This window comes from Pedobacter borealis DSM 19626, from assembly GCF_000708285.2.
GTDB classification, from domain to species: domain Bacteria; phylum Bacteroidota; class Bacteroidia; order Sphingobacteriales; family Sphingobacteriaceae; genus Pedobacter; species Pedobacter borealis.
Window position 1 is genome coordinate 1 of record NZ_JAUG01000131.1, and the last position, 9043, is coordinate 9043.

Here is a 9043-nt window from a genome sequence, read left to right on the forward strand (position 1 = left end):
ATCGAACTCAGGTTATGACGTATTTAGTGAACAAAATTGAAGGACTATTAGATAAAAGTGATTATGAAGGCTATTGGGGTTTTATAAATTATTGCATTGACGGTTATTGATTAGATGAAAAAATCGATGAGCTATATCTTAACAATATGTACAAAGGGCTTATTCCGACACTTGTATGTTGGATGGAGATAGAAAGAGAAAAAGCTTTGGTTTGGAAACGGATACTGCCAGAAGAAAACCAAACAACCATCTGTCCAGTTTTAATGTGTCCTGATGATAATGATTTTTCTTGTACTTTAATTGTCGCAGAGATTAGAAATTGTGGTAATACTATACAATGGAAAAGAGTGGGTATAGATCAAACAAAAGAATGGGATTCTGAAAATGTTGGTGCTAGTGTTGAATGGTTTGATAAAATAGAAGAACTAAACTTTGATAAAAAAAACTATTTATTAATGCTGGCAAATTTTAAAGATAGATTGGTGTTTGATGAAATAAGAATTAATGAATGGCTAAAAAATAAATCTTAATTCAATTTTCCCTTAAATAAGAAAAGAGACAATCTATCCAGACTTGTCTCTTTTTTCTAACCAAATATAAACCTGTTATGAGCCAGGCTTTGTCTTTAATCTTCCATCCAAACCGGGGTTTTTCAAGAAAATGATTTATCTTTTTTAGTGGTGATAAACATCGTTCCGTTTATTACTCTACAAATATAGTAAAAAATTTGATAGTGTAAAAAATACACTAAGAAAAATTTAAGTATTTTTTTTGTCATTTTTTATTTGCCGACCCTTTTGTAAGGGATTTTGGTGTTTAAAACGACTGTGTTGCAAATATAGCAGAAAAATATGTTAACTAATTGTTAAATATTGTCAATTTATGGTACGATTTAGTCAAACGTTTGTTTAATTCTTGGTTAAAAGTTGATTTTCTGAAATTTATTGGTGATTTTTTGGTTTTTCTGGGTTGTTAAGTGAATTTTTGATGTATAAATTGAATAAAAACAATTTTAGATATGGTTTTAAAATTGAATTTTATAGGTGAAAATTGTGTTTAAAACAAAAAGGCAACATTAAATGAATAATGTTGCCTTTTATATAGCCTTGAAAAGCGCTTAAAGCAATTTTTGTTACAAACTTGCGTAATATTCTACAAATTTAGCTAGTGCAGAAGAATATCCCCATTCGTTATCGTACCAAGATACCACTTTAACGAAATTATCGTTCAGTGAGATACCCGCTTTTGCATCAAAAATAGATGCGTGGTCGTCACCAATAAAGTCAGAAGAAACAACTTCATCTTCAGTATAAGCCAATACACCTTTTAATTCGCCTTCAGAAGCTGCTTTCATAGCTGCTTTAATTTGCTCATAAGTAGCTGGTTTTTCTAAACGGGCAGTTAAATCCACAACAGAAACGTCGGCAACAGGAACACGGAAAGACATACCGGTTAATTTACCTTTTAATTCAGGTAAAACCATACCTACTGCTTTAGCTGCACCAGTAGAAGAAGGGATAATGTTAGAGAAACCGCCGCGGCCACCTCTCCAGTCTTTAGCAGAAGGACCATCAACTGTTTTTTGAGTTGCAGTTACGGCGTGGATTGTGCTCATTAAACCTTCAACGATACCGAAGTTGTCGTTTAAAACTTTAGCAATTGGTGCTAAACAGTTTGTAGTACAAGATGCATTAGAAACAATAGTTTGATCTGCAGTTAGTTTATGGTGGTTTACGCCCATTACATAAGTAGGGATATCGCCATCTTTAGCAGGAGCAGAGAAAACTACTTTTTTAGCACCAGCAGCAATGTGTTTCTCAGCATCAGCACGGGTTAAGAATAAACCTGTAGATTCGATTACTACTTCAACACCTACAGCATCCCATTTTAAATCAGCTGGATTTCTTTCTGCGGTTACGCGGATTGTTTTACCATTAACCACTAAATTACCATCAACAACTTCAATAGTGCCATCAAATTTGCCATGTGTAGTATCATATTTTAACATGTATGCCATATAATCTGGCTCGATCAAATCGTTAATCGCTACAATATCTAATCCTCTTTTTAATGCGGCTCTGAAAACCAGTCGGCCAATACGGCCAAAGCCGTTTATTCCAATTTTGCTCATTGTTCTGTTAATTAATGTAATGTTTTAATAAATTTTGTATTGGTTCTTTAATAATGCTTTTAATTTTTATGTCGTATCTGCCCGCTACCAACCTTAACCGGTCTTCGAGCTCGGCACCTACCTTACCTACAATATGGATCTCCCGGTCGTTATATTTTTCTGCCATCGGCAAAACATAAGTTTCGATATATTTTTCAAATCCTCCATCAATCAGCTTACGGATATATTCGTGTTTACTGTTTTGGGTAAAGAAATCGAAAAATGAGGTTAAAAATATATTTGCCTGTGGCTTATTGTAAATGCGTTCTAATATTTGAGGGCGGTCTAGATTGTAGGTTAATATGAATTTAGTTTCAATGTCTTTAGGCATTTTAAGGCTCAGAAATTCTTTAAGAAGTATTTTTCCAAAGTAATTCGAAGAACCTTCGTCACCCAGTATATAACCTAATCCAAAGTTATTGTTTATTGGCTTTTTTCCATCAAAGTAAGCGCAATGTGCACCACTGCCCAGCATGCCAACAATACCAGGCTGATCATAACAGGCGGCTTTGGCGGCACCGAATAAATCATTTTCTACTACAATTTTGCTGTATTTGAAAAATGATGCAAGGGTTTTGGCCAATTCCTCTTTTCTGTCTGCTGATGATGCTCCAGCTGCAAAGAAATAAATTTTCTTTATGTTTTCTGCATTGTTAACCAAAGCAACTTTTTTGTTTAAAATCTGTAAGATCGTTTTTGGATCAACAAAGCAGGGGTTTAGGCCCGTAGTATTGCAATGTGCCACTACCTGTCCATTTTGTGTTATTTTCCAAAATGCTGTTTTCGATCCGCTATAAACAACTGCTATCATATTATATTGAAAGTACCTCTGTCATTTCCATTAAATCAGGCTCGAGTTTAAAAGAATGAGCGGTTAAAGCCTCTCTTATGCTGGTTAATTTTATTTCGTTTCCCTTTAAGCCTACCATTTGCTCCGTTTCGCCTGCAATTAACGCATTTACCGCGGCAAAACCTAAACGACTGCCCAAAATTCTGTCGAAACTGCTTGGGCTGCCACCACGTTGAAGGTGACCAAGTATAGTTACTTTGGTATCGTAATGATCAAAAGTTTCTTTTACTTTTTTAGCAATGTCGTAAGCACCGCCTTGTTTATGGCCTTCGGCCACGATAACAATACTCGATGATTTTTTTGTAGCTGCGCCCAAGGCCAGTTTTTCAATCAATTCGGCAACGCTGGTTTCCCTTTCCGGTAACAAAACAGCTTCGGCACCGCTGGCAATCGAGCTTCTTAATGCAATGCAGCCAGAGTCGCGACCCATTACTTCTACAAAGAACAAACGGTCATGCGCATCGGCAGTATCCCTGATTTTATCAATCGCTTCGATTACTGTATTAATAGCAGTATCGTAACCCAGGGTAAAATCAGATCCAACTAAGTCGTTATCAATTGTACCTGGTATACCGATTACCTTAACTCCAAAAGTTTCCGAAAAACGTTTCGCTCCGGTGAATGTTCCGTCGCCACCGATTACCACTAGTCCATCAATACCGTTTTTCTTTAAGTTGTTGTAGGCAATCTGTTGACCTTCGTCTGTTTTAAACTCTAAACAGCGTGCAGTTTTTAATATGGTACCGCCCAAGTGTAAAATATTACTTACAGAACGGGCGTCCATTGGTTTTATGTTGTCGGTAATTAAACCCTGGTAACCTTGCATTACACCAAACATGTTAATGCCATGGTAAATTCCGGTACGTACAACAGCTCTGATTGCAGCATTCATTCCAGGGGCATCGCCTCCAGAAGTTAGTACAGCTATATTTTTTATATTTGGCTCCATCTTTATAACACGAATATAGTGTGTATTTTTTACACTAAGTAATTTATTTTATTTTTTTTACTTAATATTGAAAGTCATACCTTTATCTGCTTAAAATAACTAAATTTTACTTTGGAACAAATTTTACCTCATTTAGATTCTGTATTCTCGATAGATTGCGTTTTGTTTGGATTTGATGGTAAGGAATTAAAAATCCTACTGATCGAAAGGAATGAAGAACCGTTTAAAGATTGGTGGGCATTGCCCGGTAACATTGTTGGCCCTGATGAAAGTTTAGATCAATCAGCCTCCCGGATTTTGTACGAGCTTACCGGCTTGCGTGGTATTTATATGGAGCAATATTATGCTTTCGGCGATCCGCACAGGCACCCGCAAGGAAGGGTAATTACTTTGGCTTATTATGCTTTGATCCGTTTGGGCGGAGATAAAGAGCTACGCCCGATCAGTACTTATGCCAAACGGGCCAATTGGCTGCCGATTACCGATCTGCCTAAACTGGCTTTCGATCACCAGAAAATTTACGATAAAGGATTAGAAAAAATAAAACGCCGGATTAAACACCAGCCAATTGCTTTTGAACTCTTGCCAGAGAAATTTACTTTAACACAGTTGCAGCATGTTTATGAACTGGTTTTGGGTAAAAAACTCGATAAAAGGAACTTTAGAAAAAAGATTGTGAGTTTTGGTGTACTAAAAGAGCTTGATGAAAAACAAAAAGGTGTTTCTTATCGCGCGGCTACTTTGTACCGTTTTGATAAGCGTAAATATGCGAAGCTTTTTGGTAAGGAGATCTCGTTCTAGCGGAGCGCGTTAGGCGTGGAGCGGAGAGTTGAAAGAAAATAGAAAATAATTAAAGCTGGTATATAAAATAAAAATCCCCGATTTGAAATTCAAATCGGGGATTTTTATATGGTTGTAATCCGACTCCGGACTAAGGACTCCAGACTTAGGACTGTGGACTAAGCCTTCGGGGCTAACTCCAGGTGATAATGTACCAGATCATCTATAGGTGAGCGGATAATCTTGCCCACGCCCATTTCGTAACGGTCGGCTACTATACTTAAAATATCACGGAAACTATAACCTACAGAACCCACACAGTTTAATTTGTGGTCTTTGTAGTTAGGGTAGTGGATGACCAATGCTTCGAAAAATGCAGTAAAAGCATAGTCAATGGTAGCAAAAGCATAATCTTCGTAGTTATCTTTAAAATCGTATAAGAATTTACTAAAGCTTGCGCAGAAACGGTTTGGTAAGGGCTTATTATAAATATTATCGAAAATATCTTCGTTGGTTAAAGCGTAGTTGTCGTAAAAAGCTTCACGTAGCCCTTTCGGCATGTAACCTTTCATGTAATCGCTTAAAATGCGTTTACCGATGTACGAACCGCTACCTTCATCACCCAAGAAATACCCCAATGAATCGATGTTCATGGTAATTTCAGATCCATCATAAAGGCATGAATTTGTACCTGTGCCTAAAATAGCAGCAAATCCTGGCTCGTTTCCAAGGAGTGCTCTAGATGAAGCAAGTAAATCATGACCTACAAAAATGGTTGCATTGGTGAAGATCTGTTGCATGGCATCGGCCACAATCTTAACATTTGCAGGTGTAGAACAGCCGGCACCGTAGTAATAAACTGCTGTTAATTTCTCTCTTTCCAAGTGGTCTGGAAGAGACTCATTCAAAGACTTTACAATGTATTCTCCTTTTGAAAAATATGGATTGTAACCTTCGGTGTTAAAGTAAATTTTTCTGCCGGCCTCGTTAATCAAACACCAATTTGTTTTGGTAGATCCGCCGTCTGCAATTACTATCATTTTATTTATTTTTGGTTTTAGCACGATAAAAGTATAAAAAGTCTTATATTTTGTATCCTTTTTTTTAATAATTTTTTAACAATTTGTTGTTGTCGAAAATTAAGTGTGTAAAAAATACACTATATAGGGCATTTAATCGCCGAAAAACCTTAAAATTATACCAGAAAGGGCATTGGCCTTTTTTTTAACCTCAACAATATTTTACAACCAGATAGCGAAATGAACAACAGATTTTTAGATTTCAGGAGTGATACGGTAACCAAACCTTCTGCCGGAATGTTAGATGCCATGATGAATGCAAAAGTGGGCGACGACGTTTTTGGTGAAGACGAAACGGTGCATGCGTTGGAGACAAAACTGGCTTCGACGTTTAATATGGAAGCCGGATTATTTTGCCCGTCAGGAACGATGACCAACCAGATTGCGATCAAGTGTTTTACCCAGCCCATGGATGAGGTGATCTGCGATCAAACCGCACATGTTTACCGCTACGAAATTGGAGGCATTGCCTATCACTCGGGCGCATCGGTAAGGTTGTTGCATGGCGAACGCGGAGTTCTGACTCCAGAGCTGATTGAACCCGAAATCAATGAAGATAACATCCACTATCCCAACTCAAGTTTGGTTGTTTTAGAAAATACAGTAAATAAAGGTGGCGGAAGCTGTTATACCTTATCACAGATTGCCCCGATCCATCACCTCTGTAATATAAAAGGATTGAAACTGCATTTAGACGGCGCGCGTATTTTTAATGCACTTGTGGCAACAGGGGATGAGGCGGGCGAGTACGGCAAATATTTCGATGGGATTTCGGTCTGTTTATCCAAAGGACTTGGTGCACCAGTTGGCTCTGTGCTATTGGGCAGCAAGCAAATGATCCATAAAGCCCGAAAAATTAGAAAAGCTTTTGGTGGAGGCATGCGTCAGGCAGGTTTTTTGGCTGCTGCTGGCATTTATGCGCTCGATCATCACGTAACACGCTTAAAAGACGATCATGCCCATGCGCAGGCTTTGGCAAATGCACTGGCCAGGGCAAAATATGTAAAATCGGTAATGCCTGTTGAGACCAATATTGTTATTTTTGAAGTAGAAAAGGGAGCAGCAGAGAAAATTGTGCACCAATTGAAAGAAAAAGGACTACATTGCAATACCACCAGTGCCAGTACGATCCGTTTGGTTACACACCTCGATCTGAGTGCAGAAATGATCGATCAGGCTATCGAAATAATATTACATTTGTAGGTATAGTCGGGAGTCTGATTTTTTAGTCAATAGTTTTATAGTTAATGGTCAATAGTCAGATAGCTGATACTTCAATCTGCATACATATAAAGTCTAACCAAAATGCCTAATTCCTCCAAACCCCTAATTCCAATCTCAAAACTCCTCATCGCTAACCGTGGCGAAATCGCTTTGCGTATTATGCGCTCTGCGAAGGAAATGGGCATTAAAACAGTAGCTGTTTTTTCTGAAGCAGACCGTAATGCGCTGCATGTACGTTATGCCGATGAAGCGGTTTGTATTGGGCCGGCTCCATCTAATCAAAGTTACCTGGTGGGTGAGAAGATTATCGAAGCCTGTAAATTAACTGGCGCAGCGGCCATTCACCCAGGTTATGGTTTTTTGTCTGAAAATGCAGGTTTTGCGCAAAAAGTTGCCGAAGCCGGACTTATCCTGGTTGGTCCTTCGCCGCAGGCCATGGAAACGATGGGCAATAAACTCTCAGCAAAGGCAGCCGCTTTAAAATATAACATCCCGATGGTGCCGGGAACGGAAGAAGCCATACAGGATGTAAACGAAGCTAAACAACGCGCCATCGAAGTTGGTTTCCCCATATTGATCAAAGCTGCTGCAGGTGGCGGGGGCAAGGGTATGCGTATTGTAGAGCGGGCTGAAGATTTTGAAGAACAGATGCAGCTTGCGGTAAGTGAGGCTACCTCAGCCTTTGGTGATGGTGCTGTTTTTATTGAACGATATGTTACTTCACCAAGGCACATTGAAATACAGGTTTTGGGCGATACCCATGGCAATATTGTTCATCTTTTTGAACGTGAGTGCTCTGTACAACGTCGTCACCAAAAAGTGGTAGAAGAAGCGCCTTCGTCGGTTTTAACTGAAGAAATCAGGCGGCAAATGGGTAAGTGTGCAGTAGATGTGGCCCGTTCGGTAAATTATACCGGTGCAGGTACCGTTGAGTTTATTTTGGATGAGAACCTCGATTTCTTTTTCCTGGAAATGAATACCCGATTGCAGGTAGAACATCCGGTAACCGAATTAATTACAGGGATCGACCTGGTAAAAGAACAGCTAAAAATAGCCTCAGGCGAAAAGCTGAGCTTTAGCCAGGAGGACTTAAAAATCAGCGGGCATGCTATAGAACTTCGTGTTTATGCCGAAGACCCGGTCAATAATTTCCTGCCTGATATTGGCACCTTGCAGACTTACAGCACACCTAAAGGCAATGGGGTAAGGGTTGATGATGGCTTTGAACAGGGCATGGAAATCCCGATTTATTACGATCCGATGATTGCCAAACTGATCACTTTTGGGAAAGATAGGGAAGAAGCGATTGAACGAATGGTGAGGGCAATTGAAGAATATGATATTACAGGGATAGAAACTACTTTGGGTTTTGGTAAATTTGTGATGCAGCACGAGGCTTTTAAAACGGGTAATTTCGACACGCATTTTGTAGGTAAATACTTTAAGCCAGAAAGTTTAAAGGTACAGGATGAAACAGAAGCCTTAATTGCTGCGGTAATTGCTGCAAAACTGTTTGATAAAAAGGAGGTGAGGTTGGGTGGTGCAGCAGTTAAAAATAGCTCCGATTGGAGGAAAAATAGATTGAAGTATTAACAACATAGAGAAGTCCTCACGAGGGACGTCATGCTGAACTTGTTTCAGCATCTTTCTTGCTAATAAATAATAAAATCCGTTATTGCGATAATCGTCATTTCGAGTTTTAATTCATCGTTTAATAGTTAATTGTTTTTCCCCATGGGCACAGTCTGGCCTCGGCTCAATGTCATTAAGTTAAGGAGAAAACAAAAAACATTGTCATCCTGTCCAAAGGACTCCTACGGAGAGCCTGTCGAAGGACAAATGTTTTTTCGTTTTCGACTATTGAAAGGTCTTCGACAAGCTCAGACTGACAACGGCATAGTACTTAACTTAATGACATTGGGACTCGGCTCGCCGCCGCCAAAGGGCTCTTTCTTTTTGGCATCAAAAAGACCAGCGTAGCTAGCTTGAAT

8 protein-coding genes are annotated in these 9043 nt (G+C 39.0%); 4 read left to right on the forward strand and 4 right to left on the reverse strand.

Features of this window, described 5'->3' with window-relative positions:
- Window positions 1-146 precede the first annotated feature (146 nt).
- Window positions 147-530 carry a hypothetical protein gene (locus AW17_RS22130; protein WP_209444314.1) on the forward strand — a complete coding sequence of 128 codons (384 nt, stop codon included), beginning with the start codon at window positions 147-149 and terminating at the stop codon, window positions 528-530.
- 602 nt (window positions 531-1132) lie between these two features.
- Here AW17_RS22130 and gap read toward each other — a convergent pair.
- Genes gap through pfkA form a run of 3 tightly spaced genes read right to left on the reverse strand, consistent with a single transcriptional unit; the run spans window position 1133 to window position 3969 of the window.
- Window positions 1133-2131: a type I glyceraldehyde-3-phosphate dehydrogenase gene (gap, locus tag AW17_RS22135; RefSeq protein ID WP_029280245.1), complete on the reverse strand. Its 999-nt coding sequence runs from the start codon at window positions 2129-2131 to the stop codon at window positions 1133-1135.
- A gap of 7 nt (window positions 2132-2138) precedes the next feature.
- Window positions 2139-2981: a hypothetical protein gene (locus AW17_RS22140; RefSeq protein WP_029280246.1), complete on the reverse strand. Its 843-nt coding sequence runs from the start codon at window positions 2979-2981 to the stop codon at window positions 2139-2141.
- A gap of 1 nt (window position 2982) precedes the next feature.
- A complete protein-coding gene (gene pfkA / locus AW17_RS22145) occupies window positions 2983-3969 on the reverse strand; it encodes a 6-phosphofructokinase (protein ID WP_029280248.1) in 987 nt (328 codons plus the stop codon).
- A gap of 111 nt (window positions 3970-4080) precedes the next feature.
- Between pfkA and AW17_RS22150 the strand changes: the two genes are divergently transcribed.
- Window positions 4081-4770: an NUDIX hydrolase gene (locus tag AW17_RS22150; protein WP_051692040.1), complete on the forward strand. Its 690-nt coding sequence runs from the start codon at window positions 4081-4083 to the stop codon at window positions 4768-4770.
- Between the two features lie 158 nt (window positions 4771-4928).
- Here AW17_RS22150 and AW17_RS22155 read toward each other — a convergent pair whose 3' ends face one another.
- Window positions 4929-5789 (reverse strand): N-acetylglucosamine kinase, encoded by an 861-nt coding sequence (locus tag AW17_RS22155; RefSeq protein ID WP_029280252.1) that lies wholly within the window; start codon window positions 5787-5789, stop codon window positions 4929-4931.
- A 219-nt stretch (window positions 5790-6008) separates the two neighbouring features.
- Between AW17_RS22155 and AW17_RS22160 the strand changes: the two genes are divergently transcribed.
- Window positions 6009-7031 (forward strand): threonine aldolase family protein, encoded by a 1023-nt coding sequence (locus AW17_RS22160; protein ID WP_029280254.1) that lies wholly within the window; start codon window positions 6009-6011, stop codon window positions 7029-7031.
- Between the two features lie 102 nt (window positions 7032-7133).
- A complete protein-coding gene (gene accC / locus AW17_RS22165; RefSeq protein WP_029280256.1) occupies window positions 7134-8645 on the forward strand; it encodes an acetyl-CoA carboxylase biotin carboxylase subunit in 1512 nt (503 codons plus the stop codon).
- Window positions 8646-9043: the final 398 nt, after the last annotated feature.